This is a genomic window from Alcaligenes sp. Lyrl_28, assembly GCF_051948705.1.
Lineage (GTDB): Bacteria > Pseudomonadota > Gammaproteobacteria > Burkholderiales > Burkholderiaceae_B > Alcaligenes > Alcaligenes ammonioxydans.
This window is the reverse complement of sequence record NZ_JAYJLG010000007.1, coordinates 122757-148054: the sequence shown is the minus strand read 5'-3', so window position 1 is coordinate 148054 and position 25298 is coordinate 122757. Positions and strand designations below refer to the sequence as shown.

Sequence of the window (25298 nt, the reverse complement as noted above, 5' to 3'; positions counted from 1 at the left end):
TCAGGGCTGCAAGGCCTTGACCAGTTGATCCGTGTTTGAGCGCATCATGCCCAAGTAGGTGTCCACGCCGGAGCCGGGCTCCCCCAAGGCGTCGGAATACAAAGTCCCGCCCACTTTCGCCCCAGTTTCACGCGCAACTTGCTCTACCAGCTTCGCGCTGACCGTGTTTTCCACGAAAATGGCCTGAATCTGTTCACGACGAGCCTGCTGAACAATTTGCGCAATGTCTCGCGCCGAGGGCTCCGCCTGGCTGGAGACGCCCACCAGAGGAATAAAGCGAATATCGTAGGCCTTGCCCATGTAGGAGAAGGCATCGTGGGACGTAATGACCTTGCGCTTGTCGACCGGCACTGCCTCTAGGCGAGCCTTGATGGAATCATCCAGTTCCTGAATGCGTTGCGCATAATCCTTGGCACGGCGCTGATAGTAGTCCGCATTGGCTGGGTCCGCTTGCTCCAGCCCCTGGCTGATATTGCGCACATATATTTGCGCCAAGGCCAGGCTTTGCCAGGCATGTGGGTCCTGACTGCCATGCTGATGGCTATCATCATGGGTGCCGGGCTCTTTCTCGCCCTGTGGAGCATGTCCGGCCTCATGGGCGTGGGCGGGTTCCTTGGCATGATCATGATCGTGGTCGTGGTCGTGGTCGTGGTCGTGGTCGTGGTCGGCATGGTCATCGTGACCGCCCTCAAACGCCAAGGGCGTAATGCCCGCCGTAGCCACGACCTGCGGGCCCTGATAACCCGCGGCCTGCTGCAAACGGGGCAGCCAGGTCTCGAACTCCAGACCGTTAATTACCAGCAATTGCGCATTGGCCAGAGACTTGGCGTCACTGGGGCGTGGCTCAAAGGCATGGGCGTCACCATTGGCGGGCACAATCGTGCTGGCTATCACCTTGTCGCCGCCAATCTCCTTGACCATGTCGTTCAGGATCGAAAAGCTGCTGACCACGCGCAAGGGTTCCGCCTGTACGGACAGGCTCAGTGCCAGCAAGCCCAGCGCCAGTACGGCGCGGCCTGAATGAATGTCTCGCATTTTCATCGATCATGCTCCAAGAGAGAGGCCATGCGCCGACGCCGCGCGCGCCATTGGGAATACGCACGCAGCAAACCGCCTTGAGGGCCAAAGGTGATGGAAAGAAAGTAAAACGCACCAGCCGCCAGAATGATCGCGGGAGAGGCCGGCACGTTGTAGTAGTAGGAAAACAGCAAGCCCAGATACGCGCTGATCATGCCGAGCAAGGCCGCCACCAGCATTTGCCGGCCCACGGAATACACCCAGAACCGGGCCGAGGCAGCGGGCAGCATCATGATCCCCACCACCATCAAGGTCCCCAGAACCTGAAAGCCGGCCACCAGGGTAATGACCAGCATGAACAAAAACAGCATATGAACCAGCGAGCCGCGGCCCCCTTGGGTGCGTAAAAAAATCGGGTCCATGCACTCCAGCACCAGGGGCCGAAAGACCAGCGCGAGGATCACCAAGGTGACCGTCGTGCTGCTGGTGACCAGCAGCAAGGACGCATCATCCAGGCCCAGTACCGTCCCAAACAGCACATGAATCAAATCCATATTGGAGCCGCGCAGCGACACCAGCAGCACCCCCAACCCCAGAGACACCAGATAAAAGGCGGCGAAACTGGCGTCCTCACGCTGTGGAGTCAGGCGCGCGACCAATCCGGCCAGCAAGGCCACCACCAGGCCCGTAATCATGCCCCCTATGGCCATCGCACTTAAAGACAGGCCGGCCGTCAGAAACCCCACCGCCACCCCAGGCAAAATGGCATGCGCCATGGCATCGCCCATTAGACTCATGCGACGCAGCACCAGAAACACGCCCAACGGCCCGGCCGCTGCGGCCAGGGCGAAGGAGCCGGCCAGAGCGCGCTTCATGAAGCCAAAGTCCATGAAAGGGCCGAACAGAACATCAATGAGTGCCATCACAGATAGTCCCCCGCGCACAAATGCCGGGCCAGATGCAGATTCTCCGGCGTCAGCACGGCTTCGGTTTCCCCCCAGGCAACAACTTGTCCGGCAAGCAGCACCGTTTGCGGAAAGCAGCTACGCACCATATCCAGGTCGTGCAGCACGGCCATGACCGTACGGCCCTGTTGATGCCAATCCAGAATCAAGCTCATCAATTCATCCGATGTCGCGCGATCCACCGCGGCAAAGGGTTCGTCCAGCAACAGAATCTGGGCGTCCTGCATGATCATGCGCGCAAACAAGGCACGCTGTAGCTGCCCGCCCGACAAGGTGCCAATGGAACGCCGGGCGAAGTCCGCCAGACCGACCTGTTCGAGCGCATGGGCAATCCGCTCATGCTCCGCCCTGGGGAAACCGCCCCAGGCTCCGACCCGCTTCCAGGCCCCCATGGCAACCAGGTCATGCACCGTCACGGGAAAGCTCTTGTCCAGATCCCCCATCTGCGGCAACAGGGCCAATTCATTCAAAAAGCCACTATCGACAACAATCCGCCCCTTGAGCGGATTGATCTGCCCGGTCAAGCCTTTGAGTAAGGTGGACTTGCCCGCCCCGTTTGGCCCCACAATGGCTGTCAAGGAGCCTCGGGTAAAGCAACCGCTGATATCACGCAGAGCAATTTTGTCTTTCCAGCCCAGCGCCACATGATCCAGCTCGATCAAGGTCTGATGTGAACTCATGCCCTTACCACGCGCCCATGGCCCAGGCCGTCAGCAGCCACAGCGCAGCAGCCACGCACAAAGCGCCCAGTACGCGCTGCCCGGCCGAGGCCAGCAAGAGCGAACGGCGCGGCGCCGGACTGCGGAAAGTCGAGGGAAATTGAGGACAGGACATGAAACAGGGATAATGCGGCTGGATGAGGATATTTAATTTCTCTAAAGATGTTATAACATAACAAACAACCCATCAAGCGCCATGCCTGTACATATTCTTACGCCCGCCGCCATTGAAGACCAGCTTGCTACCGCGGACCAGCTTTGCCTGGAGCGCGGCAAACGGCTGACTTCAATTCGCCGTCAGGTACTGGAAATCCTGATTCAGGCCCAGCGCAGTTTGCGCGCCTACGAACTGCTGGATCTGGTTCGCGAGTTCCAGCCTGGGGCCAAGCCCCCTACCGTGTACCGCGCCCTGGACTTTCTGACAGAGGAAGGCCTGATCCACCGTCTGGATGCCGTCAATGCCTGGACTGCCTGTGTGGATGCCGGCGGCCACCCCCACGACTTGCTGATTGTCTGCACCCAGTGTGGCACCGTGGTGGAACTGTGCGCACCGGACCTGAGCCAAAGGCTGGCTGACTGCGTACGCGGTGCCGGCTTTGCCCTGTCGGGCCACGAAACCGAGCTGCGCGGCGTGTGCCAGCGTTGCGTCGCGGCTAAAAACGAGCGAAAACCCTTATCTGCCCGCTAAAACATGGTATTTTGCCGCCAATCAGTATATATTCCTCGATCGATTGGCAAACCTCTGTGAATTTTTACAGATCACCGTTTGCCCAACAGGCAAGGCTGTGATGTAATCGCACGTTGTTTTCGTGCGGAGCAGGGGGGTACAGGAAGCCGCGGCAAGGGCCGTGCCTTGTACCTTTCGCCCGCCACTGCGAGGCATGTTTATGAACGCGGCATCAGATCTGAAAAACATGGTTCCAGTCACGGTGCTGACTGGTTTTTTGGGCGCTGGCAAGACCACGCTGCTCAAGCGCATCCTGAGCGAATATCACGGTCGACGCATTGCCGTCATCGAGAACGAATTCGGACCGGAAGGCATCGACAATGAGTTGTTGGTACAGGACTCCGAAGAAGAAATCGTTGAGCTGAGCAACGGTTGCGTCTGCTGCACGGTACGTGGCGACCTGATGCGCACCCTGAACGATTTGCGTGTGCGTCGCGAGGCGGGCGAGCTGAAGTTTGAACGCGTCATCATCGAGACCACCGGCATGGCCAACCCCGGCCCGGTCTGTCAGACCTTCTTCATGGACGATGATATTGCCGACTACTATCGGCTGGACGCGGTCATCACCGTGGTGGACGCCAAACATGGCATGGCCACGCTGGACCAGCAGGAAGAAGCCCAGAAACAGGTTGGCTTTGCGGACCGCCTGCTGATCTCCAAAAAAGATCTGGTCAACGATGCCGAGTACGAGGCCCTGCGCGCCCGTCTGATCCGTATCAATCCGCGCGCCACCATTACGCCGGTTCACTTTGGTGAAACCGATATCAAGGATTTGCTGGAAGTCAGCGGTTTCAACCTGAACTCCATTTTGGACATTGATCCGCAATTCCTGGCAGAGCAGCATCCCGATGCGGCTGACGACCATGATCATCACCACGATCATGCCCACGGCGATGAAGGCGAGTGCGGTCCGGGCTGCGGCCACGATCACCACCATCATCACCACGGACACGCCGCTCACAATGACGAAATCGGAGCCTTCGTGTTCCGTTCGGATCGTCCTTTTGACCCCGAACGCCTCGAAGATTTCCTGTCGGGCATTGTTCAGGTATTTGGACCAGATCTGATGCGCTATAAAGGCATTCTGTATCTGAAGGGCATCAATCGTCGTATGCTCTTTCAAGGCGTACACATGATGATGAGCGCCGAGCCCGGCAATGCCTGGCTGGCCAAAGATAAGAAAGGCACCAAGCTGGTCTTTATTGGCCGCAAGCTGCCCCAAGATATATTCACCCAGGGCCTGGAGAATTGCCTGGTCTGAATTAATAATTATTCAGTAAATGCGGAGCGATTGCGCGTGACGACAGTTACAGGCTCCCAGACGTCAACAAGAGGTAAGCATCATGGCAACTAAGTCACATGACAGTACTACAACCCTGCTGACCGAGCAGGAGCTTTTGGCGATGCCTGAGTCAGACTACATGAACGCCGCCCAGCTGGAGTTTTTCAAGCATCGTTTGCGCCAGCTTGAGCAGGAAATTCTGGCCAATGCGGGTGCCACCACGGAAAACCTGCGTGAGACCCAGTTCGTTCCTGACCCAGCTGACCGTGCCACGATCGAGGAAGAACACGCTCTGGAACTGCGAACCCGCGATCGCGAGCGCAAGCTGCTCAAGAAAGTGCAACAGTCCATCGCCCTGATCGAATCGGGCGAATACGGCTGGTGTGAGGAAACCGGCGAGCCGATCGGCCTGCCCCGTTTGCTGGCCCGCCCGACCGCCAACCTGTCGCTGGAAGCCCAGGAACGTCGCGAGAAGCGTCAAAAGATGTTTGGGGACTGATAGGCTGATTCGCTCATGCCCCGACAAAAAGCCCGCCTGATCATTCTGGCGGGTTTTTTTTGCCCCTGCGTTTCACGCGCCCCGCCAGGCGAATCAGCCAGGAAACACGTAGGCCCAGGCGAACCCGCAGCAGCTAAAGCGGATTGACACGCAGAACTGGCGGCGGGCGGGCAGCCTGACAAGCGGCACAGCCCGAACCGTGCTGAGTGCGCCATGCACGGCCTGGCCCTCCGTCCCGCTTATCCTCTGTCTTGCCCAAAGACAAACTCCCGCCAGGCCCTGAAAAAACTTCCTGCTGTCACGCGCTTGAAATTTTTTACCCGGCCCCCAGATGGAGAACTTAAAGGAAGGAAATCATGGAACAATTTCACGCCACTACCATTGTCTGTGTACGCCGCGGAGATCAAGTCGCCATCGGTGGCGACGGTCAGGTCACCCTGGGCAATGTTGTCATCAAGGGCACGGCCCGCAAGATCCGCCGTTTGTACAACGACAGCATCCTGGCCGGTTTTGCCGGCGCGACTGCCGACGCATTCACCCTACAGGAACGCTTTGAAGCCAAGCTGGAAAAGCATCAGGGCAACCTGTTGCGCGCTGCCGTCGAACTGACGCGCGACTGGCGTACCGATCGCGTCCTGCGCCGTCTGGAAGCCATGCTGCTGGTGGCGGACAAAGAGCACACGCTGGTGCTGACCGGCAATGGCGACGTGCTGGAGCCCGAGCATGGCCTGGCTGCCATTGGTTCGGGGGGCTCCTATGCGCAATCCGCAGCCCTGGCTTTGCTGCAAAACACCGATATGGCACCTGCCGACATCGTCAAGAAATCGTTGGAGATCGCAGGTGATCTGTGCATCTATACCAACCAGAACCATATCGTCGAAACACTCTGACAGCCGGATACACCACCATGTCTACACCTAATATGACTCCCGGAGAAATCGTCTCCGAACTGGACAAGCATATCGTTGGCCAGGGCAAGGCCAAGCGCTCCGTGGCCGTGGCCCTGCGCAATCGCTGGCGCCGCCAGCAGGTTGCCGAGCCCCTGCGCAGCGAGATCGTGCCCAAGAACATTTTGATGATTGGCCCCACCGGCGTGGGCAAAACCGAAATCGCCCGCCGTCTGGCCAAGCTGGCCAATGCGCCTTTCATCAAGGTTGAGGCCACCAAATTCACGGAAGTGGGTTATGTGGGCCGTGACGTCGAAACCATCATCCGCGATCTGGTGGATATTTCGGTCAAACAAACCCGCGAGATCGAGATGCGCCGTGTCCGCACTCAGGCGGAGGAAGCCGCTGAAGACCGCATTCTGGACGTGCTGGTGCCGCCCTCGCGCGATGCCCACGGCCAACCGCAGCGTGAAGATAACTCGGCACGCCAAGTGTTTCGCAAGCGCCTGCGTGAAGGCAAGCTGGACGATACCGAGATTGAAATCGAGATGGCCCAGGCCATGCCTCGCATGGAAATCATGGCCCCTCCCGGCATGGAAGAAATGACCGAGCAATTACGCGGCATGTTCTCCGGCCTAGGCCAGGAAAAGACCAAAGCCCGCAAGCTGACGGTCAAGGAAGCCTTCAAGCAACTGACCGAAGAAGAGGCTGCCCGTCGTGTGAACGAGGACGATTTGCGCACGGCCGCGGTAGCCAATGCCGAACAGAACGGGATTGTATTCCTGGATGAGATCGACAAGATCACCGCGCGCGGCGAAAGCCAAGGCAGTGGCGGCGACGTCTCCCGCCAGGGCGTGCAACGGGACCTGCTGCCGCTGGTAGAAGGCACCACCGTCACCACCAAATACGGTGTGGTGCGGACCGATCACATCCTGTTCATTGCCTCGGGCGCCTTTCATTTGTCCCGCCCCTCGGATCTGATTCCCGAACTGCAAGGCCGCTTCCCTATTCGTGTGGAACTGGAATCGCTCAGCGCTCAAGATTTTGTGCAGATTCTGTCGGCCACCGATTCGTCCCTGACCAAGCAATACACCGCCTTGCTGGGCACCGAAGACGTAAAACTGGACTTCCGCCCAGACGGCATCCAGCGTCTGGCCGAACTGGCTTTCGATGTAAACGAACGCACCGAAAACATCGGCGCCCGTCGTTTGTACACCGTCATGGAAAAACTGTTGGAAGAACTGTCCTACAGCGCTGGCAGCCACGGTGAGCAAAGTGTGGTCATCGACGCCGATTATGTGAACAAGCAGTTGCAGGAAACCGCAGCTAGCCAGGATCTGGCACGCTACGTGCTGTAAGCGGCGGACAGTCGTAGTAGCACAAACGGGGGCAGAAGAATCTGCCCCCGTTTTTTATCCCGTCCCATTTCCCTGCAAGTCCAGAGCACCAAGCGTCGCTGCCCATCCCGCCCCACTCGTCGGCCCTCTATGTCGACCGCCTCTACACTTATCACGCGACTTTACATACCGTGACCGACCGCCTGATTGCCTGGGGCAGAAAAAAGCCGGGCGAACCCGGCTTTTCATATGGTTTTTGACACGGCTTATTTACTGATCTTGATGACCACGTAATCCCCGCCGTCACGCTTGGCCGTGAATTTCACCTTGTCGCCCGGTTTGATGTCGGCCAGCAAGGCAGGATCAATTTTGTACACCAATGTCATGGCGGGCAGTTCCAGTTCGCTGATCTCACCATGCTTGATGGTGATTTTGCCTGCTGCCGTGTCCAGTCGACGAACTTCGCCCGATGCACTGGCTTCCTGGGCCTGGGCCACCACGACATAAGCCGATCCAGCCATGACTCCCAAGGCTCCCAGCGCCAGAGCCGCGCCCCGTTTTGTCCACGTCATTTTTCACTCCTGCAAATTGGGCAGAGCTGAACAATTAGCTCATAATGCCTACTTTCGGACGCCTGCTGCGTCTGTTTCCGATCAAGCATAACGCTAAACCTTTGCAAAAGCATGAGCGAATTTATTAAAGGGTATGTGCTGCGTCCAGCCACTCCCGCCGACATTCCCGCCATTTTGGGCCTGATGCGCGATATGGCCTCCTTTGAGAAACTGGAGCATATTTTCAAGGCCAGCGCCGAGTCGCTGCGCAACAGTTTCTTCTCGGATGAGCCCAGCGCCTACTGTCTGGTCATCACCCCTGAGGGCCAGCCCGACACCATAATTTCTTACATTATGTGGTTTTACAACTACTCCAGCTTTCTGGATCGCCGCGGCATCTATCTGGAGGATTTGTACATCGATCCTGCCCACCGTAAAAAAGGTCTGGGTGCCGCAGCACTGCGCCATCTAGCGCAGATGGCGGTGACTCAGGGATGCGGCCGCCTGGAATGGGTGGTGTTGGACTGGAACCAGAACGCCATTGATTTTTATCAGCATCAAGGCGCCCAGGTGTTGCAAGACTGGCGCGTGGTGCGTGTCACCGGAGAGGCCCTGGTCAATATGGCCAATGGCACACCCGTGCCCGCAGAAGCACAAGGCTAAATTATGTCCACACGACTTTCCATTATCAGCACTCGCACGGGCGACGACGGGACGACCGGCCTGGGCGATGGCAGCCGCCTGCCCAAAACCGCAGCCCTGATTCACGCCCTGGGCGATGTGGATGAGCTGAACAGCCATATTGGTGTGCTGCGCAGCCTGGAGCTGCCCGAAGATGTCGACGCCCTGCTCTCCGATATCCAGCACGATCTGTTCGATATGGGAGCCGAGCTGTGCATTCCTGGCCATCAGGTCATCGGTTCAGTCCATGTGGAGCGCCTGGATGCGGCAATACGCCATTACAACGAACCCTTGGGGATACTGAAGGAATTTATTCTGCCCGGCGGCAGTCCGGCCGCGGCACAGGCGCATGTGCTGCGTTGCGTGGCACGACGTGCCGAGCGCAGTGTCGTGGCCGTCCCTTCGGAGGCCTTGCCACAGGATGGTCCACGCCTGTACCTGAACCGGCTGTCGGATTTGCTGTTTGTGCTGGCGCGTACCCTCAACCGCCATGCGGGCCGCCCCGATGTCCTCTGGGAACCCAAGCGCCACGAATCGTCCACAAGCTGATTGCGTCGTAGCGCGTTACCCCGTTGCGCACAGGGCCCTGCATTGACAGGGCCCTGTTTATTTTCATCTTCAGACCTGATCGATGCGGGTGACATCCGCAAAGGTCAGCACGGGTTGATCGGTCGGATCTTCGTAGACCTGCCATTTCAGAGACTGGCTGCCCACCTGAATATCCACGGTTGCCAAGGTGTTCTCCCTGTCACTGTCATCAGGGTCACAACGCCAGATTGGGAACTGCACGTGGTGCTGGTCCGCTAGAACTTTCAAGGGGTCGACGGCTGAACCGGCTTGCAAGAGCAACTCGTCGCCGCGCTCCTGGCGCAATTCGGAGGATCGGGTAATACGCTGTTCAAACCCTTGCATGGACTCGTGCACAGCGTGGTTGGCATGCAACTGATTGCGTTCAATTGTCTGGACCGAAACGGCCTGCGCACTGAACTCCACGCTTAGCAGGCGCGTATCGCCCCGCTGGGCCAGGCTCAGGTGAAACGCTCCCGAGCGGGGATGGTCCTGCAAAAGGCTCACTGCCTGATCAAGGTCAGGCTGATCCAGCATGGCGCGGGTCAGAACCATACGCGGCACGCCAGGGGTGACATGGCGGGCGCGGACATTATTGACCGTCATGGCCAGCCCGGCCTGCGTCACGGCAAAACTGTGCCCGGGCAAGGAGGCCGGATACAGGAACGACACAAATGACATGCCACTGTCAGGAATGAATTTGCCCACCCCGCAATAACCGACAAAACCCGGGTCACCGTCTTCGTTGTGCACCAGTCGAGGCTCACCCTGGGCTGGCAACTGCACGGTCGTGCAGCCGTCCGGGGCCATGGCCCACAAATCGCCACGGCAATTCCACAAAAACACGTCCTCAAAGGGGAGCTCCAGACCCAATGCCAGGCCCTGGAGCTCGGTCCATATTCGGGGAAAATAACGCTCGGTATACTGCGCCAGCTCAGCGGCAACAGCCGTCCCCTTAAATTGCATGATGCCTTGCCAAGCTGTTGAGCTGAGCAAATAGGCATGCACGGCGGGGGCTCCAAAACGTCCCAAAGAATGGCCAATTTCTTTGGGACCACCAGTTAACTCCAGATAGGACAACTTAGCCATCGCGTCTATTTCCAGTAGGCACCAGACTGGTGCAATTGATTTTCAACCAACTCAATACCGCTTACAGCACGACTGCCCGCCTTGGCCAGAACCTGTTCCAGCAAGACCTCGACCAGCGCCTGAGCGGCAACCAGAGAAGGAAAAAAAGACGGGCTGTCGGTTCCAAACAATAATGTGGCATCTGCCTGCTGCGCAATAGGGGCAAGCAAGCTGTCGCAAATCGCCAGAATATGTGCCTGCGCCTGCTGGGCTGCCCCATGAGCCAACACCGCTTCCTGGGAATAGGGAGCAAAACCGAACAAGACCAGCACATCGCCCTTTTGCAGGGCCCGCAAATCCATATCCAGGGTGCCGGACTCGCCGCGCAACAAGGCAATCGAGGGGCGAAACAGGCGGTACTGGTAATGAAAAGAAAACGCGGGCGCGAAAGAGGCCCTGAACCCTGCCACAAACACCCGCTTGGCTTTGCTGAGCAGCGCCACGGCCTGAGGCAAGCGCGTTTCGTTGACCTCCCGCAATACGGCCAGATTATCCATTTGCACGGTCAGCACCTGCGCCAGGCGGTCTTCTTTGCGGCGGTTGCGCACCACGGCGCGGGCTTGCTCGGCATAGCGTCGCGCCCCCTGACCGTGCAGGGCCTGGGTGAATACGGCCTTGAACGGCGCCCAACCATCAAAGCCCAAAGACCGGGCAAAGCGCAGCAGCGTGGCCGGCTGCACCTGGGCCTGTACGGCCAACTGTCGCATGGACATCAAGGGCACCTGATCGGCGTGATCAAGCACATAGCGCGCGCTTTGCTGAAACTGGGGCGACATGCAGGCAAAAGCCGCCTGAATACGCTCGGTCAAAGTGCTCAAGGAGTTCATGGGCCAACACGCTTAAAAAGGGATACCAAGTATATATCGGGTACAAATGCAGTCTGAACGCAACAGTGAGGTCTTTATCCACCCCTGCCACCTCAACAAAGATGATTTATTTGTTGAAAGTATTATTATAGTTTCAACATACGTTGAAAACCCTTATGCGTTTACTTTCCGGATCTGCGCCATGACACACGTCTTTCATCGCAACCCAAAACAAACCTTGCCCTATGCAGTCAAAGGCGATGGCATCCATATCATTGACAGCACAGGCAAGTCCTATATCGACGCCAGCGGCGGGGCAGCCGTCTCCTGCCTGGGACACAGTCACCCTGTCGTGATTGACGCCATCAAGCATCAGCTCGATCAGATTGCTTACGCCCATACCTCGTTTTTCAGCAGCCAGGCCGCAGAGAGTCTGGCGGACTTTCTGAGCAGCCGTGCGCCCGGCGATCTGGACCATGTCTATTTTCTGTCCGGCGGCTCCGAGGCGGTGGAAGCCAGCCTGAAGCTGGCTCGACAATATTTCGTGGAAATAGGTCAAGCCGAACGCCATATCTTTATCGCACGTCGCCAAAGCTATCACGGCAATACGCTGGGCGCACTGGCGATCGGCGGCAACGAATGGCGTCGCAAGCCTTTCCTGCCCTTGCTCGCTCCTGCCCAGCATGTCTCCCCCTGTTACCCCTACCGCGATCAAGGCAGCCATGAAAGCGACGAGCAATACGCCGACCGGCTGGCCCAGGAACTGGACGACACCATTGAACGTCTCGGGCCCCAAAATGTGGCCGCCTTTGTAGGCGAAACCGTTGTTGGCGCAACCGCCGGTGCCCTGGCACCCGTGGGCGATTACTGGAAAAAAATCCGTCAGGTCTGCGACAAGCACGGCGTTTTGCTGATTCTGGACGAGGTCATGTCAGGCATGGGCCGCACCGGCTACCTGTACGCTTGTGAAGAGGATGGCGTTGTACCGGACATCATGGCCATTGCAAAGGGGCTGGGAGCCGGCTATCAACCGATCGGCGCCATGCTGGCCAGTGACCGGATCTATCAGGCCATCCTGAACGGCTCGGGCTTTTTCCAGCATGGTCATACCTATATGGGGCACGCGACGGCCTGCGCCGGCGCCCTGGCCGTGCAACAAGTGATTGAACACGAGCAGTTGCTGGAAAATGTACGCCAACGGGGCGAACAACTGCGTCGTGAGTTGCACCAGGCTCTGGACGAGCATCCCAATGTGGGCGATATCCGCGGTCGCGGCCTGTTCGTTGGTATTGAACTGGTACAGGACAAGGCCAGCAAACAGGCATTGGACCCCGGCCTGAAAACGCATGCGCGGATCAAGCAAGAGGCGTTTTCACAGGGGCTGATGCTCTATCCTATGGGCGGCACCATTGATGGGGTTCACGGCGATCATATCTTGCTGGCACCGCCCTTTATCTGCACGGAAGCGGATATTCACGAGATCGTGAAGCGGCTGACACACACCCTGGAACGCGTCCTGCCTCGTCAAGCCTGAACGTCCCGAGCGTCTGCCTGACCACCCGAGCAGGTGACAAGGAGCCAGCGCTCTGTCCTATAACTGGCGGCCTACATGCCGCCATTTCCCTCAACACAGAAAGGAGAATCATGGCCCGCCTACCTTATGCAGACCTGAGCGCCCCCGATGCGGCTCCCTTGGTCGAGCAAATTATTGCCGAACGCGGCAGCGTGCTGCACCTGTACCAGATGCTGCTGCACAGCCCGCCCATTGCCAAGGGCTGGCTCAATCACCTGACCGGCATACGCCACCACAGCAGTCTGCCGGGCGACTTGCGCGAACTGGTCATCATGCGCGTGGCCTTGCTGAACCGCGCTCCCTACGAAGCCGATCAGCACGCCCCGATCGCCCTTGCAGAGGGCCTGAGTCAGGCGCAGCTCGATGCTTTATCCAACTGGCAGGACTCTGATCAGTTCACACCCATTCAATGTGCCGTACTGGCCTATACCGATGCCATGACCCTGCAGGTACAAGTGGAGCCTGCCATCTTCCAGGCCATACGGCAGCATTTCAATGAACGCTTGACCGTTGAGCTGACGGCCACCATCGCCACCTACAATATGGTGTCGCGTTTTCTGGAAGCCCTGCACATCCATTCGGATGATGCCCGTTAAGGCGACGGCCCCCAGACCTCCCCTTTACCCCCTCCCAGCCGCCCCGCCAGAAACTCCACCATCGCCCGCAGTTTGGGGGGTAAATGGCGAGTGGGCGGATACAGCGCCCACAGGGCGCCACAGTATTGCGTCCGGAACTCCCAATCGGGCAGGACGCGTACGATACGCCCTTGCTGCTCCGCTCCCTTGGCGACAAAGCGCGGCAGGCTGCCGATTCCCAGCCCTCGCTCTACGGCGTCGAGCCGGACTCCGGTGTGGTTGGCCGCATAGCGGCCGCTAACCGTCACGTTCAAAACCTTACCGCCCTTGCTGAAACGCCAGCGAGAATCGCTCGGCGCTTCCCCTAAATAGATGCAACTGTGCTCGCGCAACTGCTGCGGATGCGTGGGCAACGGGTGTGCCGCCACGTAGTCCGGGCTGGCATACAGACCATGTCGAATATCGCTCAGATGCCGCCCCATCAAACCCGGCGGCGGCTGGTCGGTGATACGAATGGCCAGATCCAGTTGATCGTCGATCAGGTCCGTATAGCGGTCATCCAGACTCATCACCACGTTCACTTTGGGGTACGCGGTCAAGAAGTCAGGCATGTGCGGATGAATCAGAAAATGCCCCACCGCTTTAGGAACACTCAAGCGTATAAGACCCTCCGGCTCCGTCTGAAACTGCCCCGATATTTCCATCGCTGCTTGTGCGCAGGCCAACATGTCACGCGCATGTTCATAAATTGCCTGACCGCTGTCACTCAAGCGCAGTTTACGCGTGGTGCGCTGCAGCACCCGGGTTCCCAGCCCTTTTTCCAAACGTGCAATGGAACGGCTGACTGCCGAGGGTGTATTGCCCAGCTGGCGAGCAGCTTCGGAAAAACTGCCCGTCTCCACGACTTTGACAAACACCACCATGTCGCTCATCAAGGAAGTGAGGTTACTTGTGCTCATAGGGAATAAATTATGTCGTTGAATTGCAATTATCAGGGGGGTCTACTACGCCTACAATGCATGAGCACCCACCCATTGATTATGAAATGCACGATAAATTATATTTGACCAGCCATAAACTTATTGGCAAAACAGAAATCCTCGAGTGTTATCACTCGGAAAATGAGCGTTATGTCGTTCGGCTGGATAAAACTTTATTCCATCCCCAAGGTGGTGGTCAGCCTTGCGACAAAGGCACATTAAACGGACACGAAGTTCTGCATGTGACCCAAAACCGCGACGGACAGGTTTTGCACTATCTACCGGTGAGCCTGCCCTTGGGGCCGGTAGAAATGAAAATCGATCAGATGCACAGGCTTGCGCATGCACGTTTGCATACGGCCGGCCACCTGATCGGCCATCTGCTTGAGCAGACTGGCTGGCAAGCGATCAAGGCGCATCACTGGCCGGGCGAGGCACGGCTCGTGTTTCGTCAGTCCAACAATGCGCTGCCTCCTAGCCTGGAAGACTTATCGGCCCGCTGCAGGGAACAAATTCAGTTGGCCCACCCTATTTCCATCCACATTCATCAGGGGCACCGTCAGATTGCAATTGGCAAGCTGGGCCAGTATCCCTGCGGCGGAACGCATGTTGAAAATACGGCAGAATTAAATGGATTGACCATAACCCGTATCAAAAATAAAAAAGATGAATTGAGAATTCATTATGAAATACTCGATTAATGAATAATCAAAATTTAGTCTATTGATTATTTCCAGCCATCAGCAGAAAGCATCAAAAAAAGTAAACATCTTTATTCTTTATCGGCACACGACAGCCAAACCCAGCCTATAGGGCCAGCGCCTTGGCACACTGTGCGCAGACGGATACCACTCGATGAGCAAGTCCGCATCTGAGACTGGCACCGCCTATTGATGCTTACGCTTCACAAAACCCAGATCCATGGCCTTATTCATCATCGACAGATGCCAAGTGACAGGAATATCGGCTTTAGCTTTTGCAGGCCCGGCGAGCAGCCCCTCTGCGTCAGACGGACAAAGCGGAGCAAGGTATCAGCCATCCGGGGATGCATTGCCAGAACCGGCCTACAACGCAGCGGCGGGCGGCGGGGCACGCCGGCAATCCGTCGTCGAGGGTGTACATGAACAGCGTCCGGAGTCTGCACTCTGGTCTGTCCTCCGGCCTTGCCCCGGCCCCCCTCAAAAAAAATCCCGTCCTGCAACTGAGGACGGGGTTGCTGCTTTTAGACCATGGACTGACCCGTCTTGCGGGCCATGCGCCAATCACGAATCAGATTACCCAACAGCAAGACCAGAATGATGGCCGACATCACAGGCCAGACCAAAAAGTAAATTGTCATCAGCATCGTGTTCTCCTTTCTACGTCGTTTAAACCTGCCCTCAGGCGCGGGCCGAGGCGGGTTCGCCTTGTTGTGACTGCCGCGTTTTCTGCTTTCCCGGCGCGGGAGTGTCGTCATAGTGAAACGACTGCACACGCTCGGCCAGCACGGAAAAATCAAAACGCTCCTGGCTGCGCAGACTCAATGCCACACACACCACCGCGCTGACTCCGTAAGCGGTCAAGGAACCCAGCAGCACGATGTACTCACGCAAGAAACCGATAAAGTTGGGCAAGAGAACCGCGGTCGCAATCACCCCCACCGCAATCGCAATACGGCTGTTGAAAAAAGCGAACGCCATCAGACCGGCCACCACGCCTCCCCCAATCGAAGCGCTTATTTCGTAGAACACGGCTACCACACCCTCAATGGGGATCAGCTCAAAGCGCACAATCGTAAACAGCACCACGGCACACAGGACCGACCAGCTAAACGCCTTGTTGGTGACTCGGTCCCAGTAGAAACTGACGATGACCGGAAAGACGATTGCCCCCCACAGTGCGCCCACAAACACCAGCATGACCAGAATATCCAGACGCAAGCTGGCAAAGATCACCCCCACCATCGTGGCGACCACCATGGTGATACGGCCCCACCACAACATGCGAGTGGGGTTGGGTCGACCGCGAGCAATGTTCTTGGCATAGATATCCGTCATCATGATGGCCGACAGGGCCGCCAGGTCCGAGTCCGCGGTGGAGGACAGGGAGCCGATAACCAGAATAAAAAACAGGGCAATGCCAAAGGGTGGCAAATACGTGGATGCCATCTGTGGAATGATGTTATTCATATTGCCGTCTACAGGCTGTAGACCGGTGAACAGGGCCAGCAGTCCCAACATGCCCAGACCAATCACCACCGCGCCATAGCCAATGGTGGCGGTCAGAAAGGTAGGCTTGATCAGATCTTCACGCACGGCAAACAGGCGCTGCGCGATGGTCTGGTTACCAATCGCATAGGCCAGTACCGCGACAAAGTAGGGAGCCCCTTGCTCCAAAATCGCTTTGGTCGAATAGAAATTCGCTTGTTCGGAGTCCAGGCGCCACCAGTTGGCCTGAACCATCTCTGGACCACCAGCATTGAAAAAAATCAGCGGAATAATAATGACAGCCGACAGGATCATGGCCACCAGTTGCGCAAAATCGGTCATGACCGAGGCGCGGAATCCCGACCACAAGGTGTAGGACAACACACCCAGCCCGGCGATCAGCACACCTTGAATGAATGTCAGAGGGCTAAGGATCGAGACCAACGCACCAGCGGCCGTGAAGTTCACCATCAGGCTGATGCCACTTCCCACCACGTTGGAAATCGCCATAATCATCTGACTGGACGAGCCGTGCCGCGCGTGCAGCACCTCGGCCAAGGTATGCGCCTGCGGCGCCAACTGGCGAAACCGCCTCCCAAAGGGATAGATGAACAGAATCATCAAGGCACCCCACAGCCCGTAATGCAAAGGCCCGGACAAGCCATACTTGTAGCCTGAGGTCGCACTGGCATAAAACGACGCGGCCCATACCCAGGTGGCAATCATGCTGGCCGCCGCCAGGCCAAAGCCCACTGCACTATTGGATACCATGTATCCGTCCACATTTTCTTTCTTCTGACCAATCATGAGCGACATCAAGAATGTCGCGCCATAAAAACCAAGCAGCAGCAAGATTGCCGTGGTGCTTGAAAGTGTAAAAAACTCCGCCTCTTGCATGTCTTTTCCCTTTCTCTTCTGCGGCGGGAAGTCTGGCCAAGCCTTCCCCGCTCGCATGCGTGCCGATTCCGCCATAACGCGCTGGGCGGCACCGATCCCAGGACCTGAACCGAAGCACCCAAACCGAACGCGCGCGCACACGCTCCCGCCCTCGGCACAAGCCGAAGCGAGAAAAAGCAAGACACAACGCAAAGTGCCTCACATTACGGCAAGTCTGCGGGCCGGACAAAAATCAATATGGCCAGAGACAAGCCGCTCTGTTGCAGGCCGATGTCCGCCAGGACAGTCGGCTGGTTGTTCCGCGACCAGAAGGTCGGGCAAGGTGTTTCGGACTAAAAAGCCGGGTTGTTGTGCAACAACCTGTTGAAGAACAGACCGCTATTTTTATGCGATTTTGTCGCACCTGAGCGGTCAGTTCGAGAAGCTGGTTCCATGAACCAGAGCGACTAATTATACATATTTAAAATTTTAGGGTCTATATCATGCCGTTTCAGCATCGAAAAAGCCCCTCTCCGTCCTGTCCCCGTCAGTCGTAAACCCCGTCTTTACGGAGGCTTTCACGCGCCAGCTCCTGACAGACTGCCGGGACGCTGCCCACAAACGCGTAGCCTTGACCACGCACGGAGCGAATCGGCAGCTCCTCGCCGAGAGCCCACAATTTGCGTTTCAAACGGCTGATGACAACATCCACAGAACGCACTTGTGCCCCGCCCTTTTCCTCCGGCAGAAACAAACGGTCGCGCGCTACGGTTTGCGGACTGAGAGCGAACAAGGCCAAGACAATACGGCGCTCACCCCGAGTCAGCATTACAGGCTGACCGCGCGGGCTGAGCAGGGTCCATCCGTCTTCCATCAGTTCCCATAAGGAGGAGTCGGATTCCGGGCCCGTTTTTGACACGACCAGTGCTTCTTTGGAGCGATTCGGCTCGGTCAGCGCCACGCTTTGCCGCAAGGCATAGCCGCGTCGACGCAAGGCTTGAACGCAGGCCACCACCTCGACCGGCAGGGCCTCCTGATCGAAACAGGCATCGGCCCCTGCCAGCATCAGATGCCCCCGCTCCAAACCCGCCGTCTTGGCTCGTCGCACGACAATAATGCCTGAGGCGGGAAAGACCATGCGCAGGCGATTGATATGCAAAAAAACCTTGTCTGCCTGACACGACAAGGCAAAGACCGCCTGCACATCCGCTGCCGATGCCACTGACAGGCACTGCCCTATCGTTCCAACTATCTGAACCCGCACGCCCCACTGCTCCGCCTCCCGTGCGATCTTCTGCAGGCCCGTCAGTTCGTCATACAACAGAAAAATCTGCTCAACCGTCATCGTCCCCATCCTTGCTGGCCTCTTCAGGCTCTTTATGTTTTTTTTACCCTTGAACCTGGCTTAGAAAGCGCTGTGCCGCGATCGCGTCAGGGACCGCAAGATCAAGTATTCCCGGCACTAACACAGCCAGCAGCCACGGCATTCGTGATAGTGGCAGAATTTGCCTGCAAACAGCCCTGGATAAGTTCAGAGCCGCCGTACGCGCTGACGCATGCCGGTTTCAGGGCGCAAAACCGCCCCTCACACCGTTATGGCGATTGATTAAATCTGGATACTCAGAAAAGTCTTACCGAACCCCTAACCCATCCGGCTGTGTTTATTCTCTTACTGCTTTTTAATAATTACCTTTGAATTTCCACTAAACCCATTTGAATCGTTGCACAAGACAAAAATTTATTATTTTTTTAAATTTCAAAGTCAATTTAAATATTAGATCTATTGCACTGCCGATAGACCGAGGGAGACAGGCCGCTATATTGTCTGAACGCAGTGGAAAAATTGGCCGGATTCACATAGCCAGACTCCACAGCCACATTGATGACAGCCATGTCGGTATGCGTTAACAGGTGCATGGCATAGCCCATCCGGGTGGAGCGCACGTAATCGTGCACCGTCACGCCACAGGTCGCTTTGAAAAGTGCATTCAGACGCCGGGCACTTGTGCCGAACAAGGCCGCCAGATTCTCGGCGCTGAGCGGCTCCGATAAATTGTCGCGTACATGCTGCTGCACTGTCTCTACCAAGGGGGTGCGTGGGGACGACTCCTTGCCCCGTTCCAGCAAGCGCCGACGTTCCCTGCTCACGCTCTCTGGTTGTATTTCTCTCAACCCCAGATGCAGACGAATACGCTCGAGCACCAGTTGTACGTTCGTTCGATAATCGAGGAAATCGCGCGCCCCGCTGCGCAAGGCCATTAACTGGCTGTCGGCACAGGACAGGACGGATAAGAACACAACCGGTATGGCGGCGGTTTGTGGATTGGCGCGCAGCAATCGCATAAAGGCATCCCCTCTCAAACGAGGCAGATGGTAATCACTCAGCACAAAGTCGGGCCGCAGTGATAGACAGCGTGCCAAGCCTTGCTGGGCATCAAGCGCAAAACTGACCCGGCCAAAACTGGTGCGCAATAACACCAGCAGATCCATGGCTCCGAAGGGTTCGGGTGCAATAAAAAGAATATGGGCATCCGACGAGACATGCATAAGCCATTCACCTTTAGATAGATTAGCCTACATTGCTCAAACCGATGATGGTTCTATTAGTTAAGAGGCTTATACCTGAATGGCTCTATTTTCGAAACGCCTCATTTCCCTTCTTTTCAAAAAACAAAGTTACATTATTTCAATAAATTGCTGTTTATATTCATTAATTCTTTACCAAAATGAAATGAAACGAAAATCAATTTGTATGAAATCCCCATATTTGCCTGATGTTTCTTAATAATAAATAGGGATTCAAAATGTGACAGCAGAGCAGAAAAAACCCCGCCGCAGCGGGTCTCATCCTGCTCAGCGACCAGGGAACTCAAGCCTGACGCGTGCTGGCGTAGGCAGCCTGAGCCAGAACAGCTAAAGGGCCTATCTGCCGCACTCGCTCGATTTGCTCGGGAGTGCGGACATAAATGCAGCCTGCATACGACAGGGCATTGACCGAGATGCCATCCACCAGCTCCACGCTACGCGGCACCACCAGCAGCCAGCCCTGACCGGCCAGCATATTATGGGGCGGTAACAAACCCTGTTCGTCCGTGACCAGACCCAACTCCTTGCACGCAAGCTGGTAAGCGCTCAACAAGCTGCTGCTCAAAGCGGTCGGGTCCTGCGTCTCCAACAGGCGCACAAAGCAGTGCTCAAAGACCAATGCCGGGTGCCGATGCACGCTGCCAACCGGGGCCTGAGCAGGAAGCTCATCCAGATACAAAGCCAAAGAGCCGTTGCTCTCTGCCGGGGGGACCCATTGCGTATGCTTGTGCCGCTGACTGGCTCCGGCCGGTCCGCCGCCGTTGTAAAACCCCAGCCCGCCCTGCAGGGCCAAAAAATCCGCCAGAACCTGAAAATCAATGTCGCGCAAAGGACTCAGCTGCTCGCTAAACACCTTGTCAGCCAGCACCAGATGCAAATCACAGACCGCGAACTTGTTCAGCACTATATTATGGGTGGGGCTGGCATCGGCTACGGTCAATGCCGGTGCTGGGGGCAGGAAAGGATTGAAATTGGGGTCGCGCGGCCCGCCCGGGATCGAGACGCTGGCTGCATCCTTGGCCGCCAGAGTGGACACCCAACGCACAAAAAACGTCAGCCCCTGATCGTGCATCAGCTCTTCTTGAGCTTGCACAGGCAACAAATCCCCGCTGGCCAGCGCAGCCTGGCTGAGTTGGTCCAGGCGTTGCAAAATTTCCTTGCTCACGTCGTCTCGCTCCTCATTTGAAGTTGTATAGTGACGCCTTATTGTAGGCAAGAGACGTGAACAAACACGCATTGCTGCCTTGACCGACTTTTCCACCATCCCTATCAGGAGTACTCCATGTCCGGTATCCGCCGTATTGCCAGCCCACTGCCACTGCCTTTTTCGCGTGCGACCATCGCTGGCGGTTTTCTGTTCCTGTCCGGTCAGATCCCTTACGACGCCCAGGGCGAAGTGGTACGTGGCTCCATCCAGGACCAGACCCACGCCGTCTTTGATCGCCTGATCGAAGGCCTGGCACTGGCCAACGCCACCTTAGCCGACGTGGTCAAAGCCACAGTCTGGCTGTCCGATATGGCCCTGTTTGCTGACTTCAACAAGGTCTATGCCGAACGTTTTGGCGACACCTTGCCCACCCGCTCGCTGGTTGAAGCCAAGCTGGCCAAGAATGTGGACGTGGAAATCGAAGTCCAGGCCTGGTTGGGCGATCGCGCTTAAGCAACCTTGAGGCCGACGGGCCGTCACATTAATTAACGCTGCCCGGCCTCGACTGTGGCACACTGGATTCCCCCTTGTCCAAGGAGAATTCTGATGCGTTTATTTGCTTTGGCCCGTCACACTTTGCTGGTTTGCTCGGTCGCAGGACTGGGCATCAGCACCGCTTATGCCGCAAGCACAGGCAAGAGCACAGAACCGACGGCAATCAAACGCTTTCTGGCGGATGCGGACATGCCCTTTTCCCGCGCCGTGCAGGCCGGTGATTTTCTGTTTCTGTCCGGGCAAATTCCGCTGAACGAGAAAGGCGAGATCGTGCGGGGCAGCATTGAGGATCAAACCAATGCCACCTTGGACCGGATTGAGGAGGCCTTGGCCCTGGCCGGCGCCGACCTGAACCAGCTGGTCAAAGCCACCGTCTATCTGTCCGATATTGCCTTGTACGACCAGTTCAACAAAGTCTATAAGGAACGCCTGGGCAGCAACTTCCCGGCCCGTTCTCTGGTACAAGCCAAACTGGCAGGCGGGGTGGATGTTGAAATCGAAGTCCAGGCCTGGACAGGCGCCAAACCCCCTGCCGCCAAGCATTGATACGACGAACTTGCCATAGCCAATTCCATATAAGCAGCACGTCTACTGCCTGACTGGCTTGTATGGCACACTAGCACCCTCAGCCAGACCTTGTTACCTGCGCCAGGCTTGCCGCCTGGCGTTTTCGTGCTTTACGGATATTGTCATGATCTACGCGATTACTGCCCTGTTCGCCTTTCAGTTACTCGGCGAAGTCCTGGTGCAGACTCTGTCTTTACCGCTGCCCGGCCCCTTGGCGGGCATGCTTTTGCTGGCGGCCGCCTTGCTGATCCGTGGCGGGGTTCCGGCCGCCCTCGAGAGCACGGCCAGTGTCATGCTGCAGAACCTGATGCTGCTGTTCATTCCCGCCGTCACCGGCGTGATGCTGTATTTTGATCGGGTGGCCGATGAATGGCAGCCCTTTCTGATTGCCACCCTGGGTGGCACCGTCATCACGATGGTGGTGACGGCTCTGGTGCTTAACCGCTTGCTCAAAAACCGTCAGGAAGAAGAAAAATGACCGACGGACTGTTTCAAATCTGGGTCTTTTTGTCCAGCTCCCCCTTGCTGTGGCTCACCCTGACCTGCTCGGTCTACGCGGGCTCGGTCTGGATGTATCGTCAATCGGGGAGCAGCCCCTTTTTGCTGCCGATTCTGGTCTCCGTACTGGTCATCGTCGCTCTGCTTATGCTGACCCGCACGCCCTACCCAGTCTATTTCGAGGGCGCCAAATTCATTCACTTTCTGATTGGCCCGGCGACCGTCGCCCTGGCCGTGCCACTCTACAGCCAGTTGCGTCAGCTGCGCAAAATCTGGAAACCCTTGACGATTGCGCTGCTGATCGGTTCAGTCACCGCTATTTTCAGTACGGTTCTGATTGCCTGGGCCTTGGGTGGATCGATGGAAACCATCATGTCGGTCGCCCCTCGGTCGGCCACCATGCCCATTGCCATGGCATTGGCAGAGCAGTTTGATGGCCAGCCTTCCTTGGCAGCCGTGGCTGTCGCGATTACCGGCATCGCCGGCACCATCATGGCACGCCCCCTGCTGAACCTGCTGCGCATTGACCGCCCCGAAGCCCGCGGCTTTGCCGTGGGCGTGACGGCACACGCGATTGGCACCGCTCGCGCCTTGCAGGTCCATGAAACAATCGGGGCCTTCTCGGCCATTGGCCTGAGCCTCAATGGAATCATGACTGCCATACTGGTGCCCTTCGTGCCCCTGATCTTGCGCTGGCTGGGCATGGTCTGAGCCCACTCAGGCAGGCTGAGCTTAACGCCACTCGTCTCGATAGACGAAGCGGGGCATCTGCCAATTACGATGCAGGGCCAGCATGCGGAAACTCAAGCCGATAATCATGGGGCCCAGCAAGGTTACGTAGGGGTCCCAGTCCAGGTGCTGGGCACCCAGATATAAAGCGCCGGTCAGCATGGATACGCTGGCATACATCTCCTTGCGCAACAGCAAGGGGATGTCATTACAGAGAATGTCGCGTAAAACACCCCCGGCACAGCCGGTAATCATGCCGCTGAGCAGCACCACCGTAATGGGTAACTGCATCTCCAGCGCGATCTGACAGCCGATCACGGTAAAGACCACCAGCCCCATGGCATCAAGCAGCAGGAACAGACTGTGCAAACGTCGCATGATCGGAGCGATCAAGGCCGTCAAGATGGCCGCGCCTGCCGTAATCCACAAATACTCGGGATGCTGCACCCAGGTCAGCGGATAATGCCCCAGAAGCACGTCCCGCACGGAACCGCCCCCCAAGGCCGTGACGCAGGCGATGGTACACACGCCAACCCAGTCCATGTCACGACGGCCTGCCGCCAGGGCGGCGGTCATCGCCTCTGCAGTAATGGCAATAATGTAGAGAACAAGTAAGAGCATGATATTTTTTACGCATCAAGCTGTTGAATAAGGCCGCGATAACACCGCAGCATCAGTAAACCGGGCACGGCAATAAACACCGTACAGATAAAAAAGCCTGGCCATCCCAGGGTCTGAACCAGCAGCGGTGTCAACGGGCCGGCCAGATAGGTGCGGCCCACTGCCGACAAGGCCGACAGCAAGGCAAATTGAGTCGCTGAATAGGTTCGGTTGCACAAGGCCATCAGCAAGGCGACAAAGGCCGCTGTCCCCAGGCCACCACACAGATTTTCCAGACCCACCACCATGCCCATCAGCCACATGGACGGCGCGGTTTCAATCGCGATCAGCCAATAACCCAGGTTGGAGACGGCCTGCAGCAGCCCGAAAATCATCAAGGCCCGGTAAAGCCCGAGGCGGGCCATGATCGCTCCCCCCATCAAGGCCCCGACCACTGTGGCCGCCAGACCAAACACCTTGTTGATCGTGCCGACTTCCGACAAGGTAAAGCCGGCCGCACGAATCAGAAACGTAGTGGACAAGGCGCCGGCAAAGGCGTCCCCCAATTTGTAGAGCACAATCAGGGCCAGCACGCTCCAGGCGCCTGGACGAGAGAAAAAATCCGCCAAAGGCGCGACCACCGCCTCGGACAGGCTGCGCGGCGGGCGGCTTTGTTCCTGAGGGTCGGGGGACACCAAGGTCACCAGCGCGCACAGTGCCATGAAGGCACCCATCAGAAAATAGGTATTGGCCCAGCCCAACCAGCGATCGGCCAGGATCAGCGCCAGGCCACCGGAAACAATCATGGCGATGCGGTACCCCATGACTTTGACGGCCGCTCCCGCCGCACGCTCGTGGGCCTGCAGCACGTCCGTGCAATAGGCATCAAAAGCAATGTCCTGTGTGGCGGACAAAAAAGCCACCCACACGGCCAGCAAAGCCAGTGCGGTCAGATTCACGGAAGGGGAAAACAGGCCCATCGCGGCAATCGAGCCCGCCAGCAACAATTGGGTCAGCAGTATCCAGCCACGTCGACGCCCCATGAAGGGGGGAGCATAACGGTCAATCAGGGGAGCCCAGAGAAACTTCAGCGTGTACGCCGAGCCCACCAGGGTCAAGAACCCGATTTCGGTCAGCGAGACCTGTTCCACGGTGGCCCAGGCCTGCAAAGTGCCTGACACCAGGGCCAGGGGCAGGCCACTGGCGAACCCCAGAATCAGCAAAGGCAAGACTCGGGGACTGGTATAGACACGTGACACG

29 protein-coding genes are annotated in these 25298 nt (G+C 57.4%); 14 read left to right on the top strand and 15 right to left on the bottom strand.

Annotated features, from left to right (window positions below):
* The 4 genes from VF694_RS15350 to VF694_RS15335 are packed head-to-tail and all read right to left on the bottom strand — an operon-like array spanning position 1 to position 2816.
* Positions 1-1041, bottom strand: a complete 1041-nt coding sequence (locus VF694_RS15350; protein WP_440164840.1) for a metal ABC transporter substrate-binding protein — start codon at positions 1039-1041, stop codon at positions 1-3.
* Positions 1038-1940, bottom strand: a complete 903-nt coding sequence (locus VF694_RS15345) for a metal ABC transporter permease (RefSeq protein ID WP_059318506.1) — start codon at positions 1938-1940, stop codon at positions 1038-1040. The genes VF694_RS15350 and VF694_RS15345 overlap by 4 nt, the downstream gene beginning before the upstream one ends.
* Entirely contained in the window at positions 1940-2662 is a 723-nt protein-coding gene (locus tag VF694_RS15340; protein WP_059318505.1) for a metal ABC transporter ATP-binding protein, read from the bottom strand. Before VF694_RS15340 ends, VF694_RS15345 begins: the two co-directional genes overlap by 1 nt.
* Before the next feature lie 4 nt (positions 2663-2666).
* A complete protein-coding gene (locus VF694_RS15335; RefSeq protein ID WP_162829365.1) occupies positions 2667-2816 on the bottom strand; it encodes a hypothetical protein in 150 nt (49 codons plus the stop codon).
* 81 nt (positions 2817-2897) lie between these two features.
* On the opposite strand from VF694_RS15335, the gene VF694_RS15330 reads away from it, so the two are divergent.
* The 5 genes from VF694_RS15330 (at position 2898) to hslU (ending at position 7454) form a co-directional block, all read left to right on the top strand.
* On the top strand, positions 2898-3389 hold the full coding sequence (locus VF694_RS15330) for a Fur family transcriptional regulator (RefSeq protein ID WP_301606510.1): 492 nt from the start codon (positions 2898-2900) through the stop codon (positions 3387-3389).
* Positions 3390-3588: 199 nt separating this feature from the next.
* Positions 3589-4689 (top strand): CobW family GTP-binding protein, encoded by a 1101-nt coding sequence (locus VF694_RS15325; RefSeq protein ID WP_003804269.1) that lies wholly within the window; start codon positions 3589-3591, stop codon positions 4687-4689.
* A gap of 82 nt (positions 4690-4771) precedes the next feature.
* Positions 4772-5209, top strand: a complete 438-nt coding sequence (dksA, locus tag VF694_RS15320; RefSeq protein WP_039943815.1) for an RNA polymerase-binding protein DksA — start codon at positions 4772-4774, stop codon at positions 5207-5209.
* Between the two features lie 356 nt (positions 5210-5565).
* Entirely contained in the window at positions 5566-6099 is a 534-nt protein-coding gene (gene hslV / locus VF694_RS15315) for an ATP-dependent protease subunit HslV (protein WP_003804273.1), read from the top strand.
* Positions 6100-6116: 17 nt separating this feature from the next.
* On the top strand, positions 6117-7454 hold the full coding sequence (hslU, locus tag VF694_RS15310; protein ID WP_059318504.1) for an ATP-dependent protease ATPase subunit HslU: 1338 nt from the start codon (positions 6117-6119) through the stop codon (positions 7452-7454).
* Between the two features lie 245 nt (positions 7455-7699).
* Here the strand turns inward: hslU and VF694_RS15305 are convergent, their stop codons facing one another.
* Complete coding sequence (locus tag VF694_RS15305) at positions 7700-7954, bottom strand: copper-binding protein (RefSeq protein WP_230406306.1); 255 nt, start codon at positions 7952-7954, stop codon at positions 7700-7702.
* 162 nt (positions 7955-8116) lie between these two features.
* Here VF694_RS15305 and VF694_RS15300 point away from each other — a divergent pair, with 162 nt between their 5' ends.
* Together VF694_RS15300 and VF694_RS15295 are read left to right on the top strand one after the other, a co-directional pair.
* Positions 8117-8647, top strand: a complete 531-nt coding sequence (locus tag VF694_RS15300; protein ID WP_003804278.1) for a GNAT family N-acetyltransferase — start codon at positions 8117-8119, stop codon at positions 8645-8647.
* A gap of 3 nt (positions 8648-8650) precedes the next feature.
* Positions 8651-9214, top strand: a complete 564-nt coding sequence (locus VF694_RS15295; protein ID WP_003804279.1) for a cob(I)yrinic acid a,c-diamide adenosyltransferase — start codon at positions 8651-8653, stop codon at positions 9212-9214.
* Positions 9215-9283: 69 nt separating this feature from the next.
* Here the strand turns inward: VF694_RS15295 and VF694_RS15290 are convergent, their stop codons facing one another.
* Both VF694_RS15290 and VF694_RS15285 read right to left on the bottom strand, forming a co-directional pair.
* Positions 9284-10321: a C45 family autoproteolytic acyltransferase/hydolase gene (locus VF694_RS15290; RefSeq protein ID WP_440164838.1), complete on the bottom strand. Its 1038-nt coding sequence runs from the start codon at positions 10319-10321 to the stop codon at positions 9284-9286.
* A 5-nt stretch (positions 10322-10326) separates the two neighbouring features.
* Entirely contained in the window at positions 10327-11187 is an 861-nt protein-coding gene (locus VF694_RS15285; protein WP_426345480.1) for a MurR/RpiR family transcriptional regulator, read from the bottom strand.
* Between the two features lie 181 nt (positions 11188-11368).
* On the opposite strand from VF694_RS15285, the gene VF694_RS15280 reads away from it, so the two are divergent.
* Both VF694_RS15280 and VF694_RS15275 read left to right on the top strand, forming a co-directional pair.
* Entirely contained in the window at positions 11369-12700 is a 1332-nt protein-coding gene (locus VF694_RS15280) for an aspartate aminotransferase family protein (protein ID WP_059318548.1), read from the top strand.
* A gap of 110 nt (positions 12701-12810) precedes the next feature.
* Positions 12811-13335, top strand: a complete 525-nt coding sequence (locus VF694_RS15275; protein ID WP_059318502.1) for a carboxymuconolactone decarboxylase family protein — start codon at positions 12811-12813, stop codon at positions 13333-13335.
* On the opposite strand, the gene VF694_RS15270 is transcribed toward VF694_RS15275, so the two are convergent.
* Positions 13332-14273, bottom strand: a complete 942-nt coding sequence (locus VF694_RS15270; protein ID WP_059318501.1) for a LysR family transcriptional regulator — start codon at positions 14271-14273, stop codon at positions 13332-13334. The genes VF694_RS15275 and VF694_RS15270 overlap by 4 nt on opposite strands.
* An 86-nt stretch (positions 14274-14359) precedes the next feature.
* Here VF694_RS15270 and VF694_RS15265 point away from each other — a divergent pair, with 86 nt between their 5' ends.
* The gene (locus VF694_RS15265) at positions 14360-14995 is read left to right on the top strand and encodes a threonine--tRNA ligase (RefSeq protein WP_039943925.1); all 636 of its coding nucleotides are present in this window, start codon (positions 14360-14362) and stop codon (positions 14993-14995) included.
* 521 nt (positions 14996-15516) lie between these two features.
* Here VF694_RS15265 and VF694_RS15260 read toward each other — a convergent pair.
* The 5 genes from VF694_RS15260 to VF694_RS15240 all read right to left on the bottom strand — a co-directional run bounded on the left by VF694_RS15260 (position 15517) and on the right by VF694_RS15240 (position 21107).
* Positions 15517-15639 (bottom strand): putative transporter small subunit, encoded by a 123-nt coding sequence (locus VF694_RS15260; protein WP_003804292.1) that lies wholly within the window; start codon positions 15637-15639, stop codon positions 15517-15519.
* 34 nt (positions 15640-15673) lie between these two features.
* The gene (locus tag VF694_RS15255; protein WP_003804293.1) at positions 15674-17377 is read right to left on the bottom strand and encodes a sodium:solute symporter family protein; all 1704 of its coding nucleotides are present in this window, start codon (positions 17375-17377) and stop codon (positions 15674-15676) included.
* 526 nt (positions 17378-17903) lie between these two features.
* Complete coding sequence (locus VF694_RS15250) at positions 17904-18701, bottom strand: winged helix-turn-helix domain-containing protein (protein WP_440164836.1); 798 nt, start codon at positions 18699-18701, stop codon at positions 17904-17906.
* Positions 18702-19123: 422 nt separating this feature from the next.
* Positions 19124-19903, bottom strand: coding sequence for a response regulator transcription factor (locus tag VF694_RS15245; RefSeq protein WP_240208895.1), 780 nt, complete (start codon positions 19901-19903; stop codon positions 19124-19126).
* A 322-nt stretch (positions 19904-20225) separates the two neighbouring features.
* Positions 20226-21107 (bottom strand): ATP adenylyltransferase family protein, encoded by an 882-nt coding sequence (locus VF694_RS15240; RefSeq protein WP_440164835.1) that lies wholly within the window; start codon positions 21105-21107, stop codon positions 20226-20228.
* A 117-nt stretch (positions 21108-21224) separates the two neighbouring features.
* On the opposite strand from VF694_RS15240, the gene VF694_RS15235 reads away from it, so the two are divergent.
* The 4 genes from VF694_RS15235 (at position 21225) to VF694_RS15220 (ending at position 23420) form a co-directional block, all read left to right on the top strand.
* Positions 21225-21602 carry a RidA family protein gene (locus tag VF694_RS15235; RefSeq protein WP_059318498.1) on the top strand — a complete coding sequence of 126 codons (378 nt, stop codon included), beginning with the start codon at positions 21225-21227 and terminating at the stop codon, positions 21600-21602.
* A gap of 93 nt (positions 21603-21695) precedes the next feature.
* Complete coding sequence (locus VF694_RS15230) at positions 21696-22190, top strand: RidA family protein (protein WP_329956480.1); 495 nt, start codon at positions 21696-21698, stop codon at positions 22188-22190.
* Positions 22191-22335: 145 nt separating this feature from the next.
* Entirely contained in the window at positions 22336-22689 is a 354-nt protein-coding gene (locus VF694_RS15225; RefSeq protein WP_003804305.1) for a CidA/LrgA family protein, read from the top strand.
* Positions 22686-23420 (top strand): LrgB family protein, encoded by a 735-nt coding sequence (locus tag VF694_RS15220; protein WP_059318497.1) that lies wholly within the window; start codon positions 22686-22688, stop codon positions 23418-23420. Before VF694_RS15225 ends, VF694_RS15220 begins: the two co-directional genes overlap by 4 nt.
* A gap of 21 nt (positions 23421-23441) precedes the next feature.
* On the opposite strand, the gene VF694_RS15215 is transcribed toward VF694_RS15220, so the two are convergent.
* Positions 23442-24059: a trimeric intracellular cation channel family protein gene (locus tag VF694_RS15215; RefSeq protein ID WP_039943818.1), complete on the bottom strand. Its 618-nt coding sequence runs from the start codon at positions 24057-24059 to the stop codon at positions 23442-23444.
* A gap of 8 nt (positions 24060-24067) precedes the next feature.
* Positions 24068-25297: a muropeptide transporter gene (locus VF694_RS15210; protein WP_059318496.1), complete on the bottom strand. Its 1230-nt coding sequence runs from the start codon at positions 25295-25297 to the stop codon at positions 24068-24070.
* Position 25298: the final 1 nt, after the last annotated feature.